1 pseudogene is annotated in these 211 nt (G+C 71.6%); it reads right to left on the reverse strand.

What is annotated here, in order from left to right:
* A pseudogene (locus tag BN358_RS10170) lies at positions 1 to 211 on the reverse strand (MFS transporter); the annotation flags it as partial.

Genomic DNA, 211 nt, shown 5'->3' on the forward strand with positions numbered 1-211 from the left:
ACCACCTGCGGCCACACCCCCAGCACCACGGTCGACACCCCGAACATCGCCAGCGCAACCAGCACGCTGCGCCGCTCGCCGACCCGCAGGGTGAACCGGGCCGTCAGCACGGCTCCCAGCAGGGCTCCGGCGGCGAACGACGCCATCACCAGGCCGTACGCCGACTCCGGCAGGTGCAGCAGTTGCAGGACGTACAGCACCAGCACGGCGA

It is taken from the genome of Sedimentibacter sp. B4 (assembly GCF_000309315.1).
GTDB classification, from domain to species: domain Bacteria; phylum Bacillota; class Clostridia; order Tissierellales; family Sedimentibacteraceae; genus Sedimentibacter; species Sedimentibacter saalensis.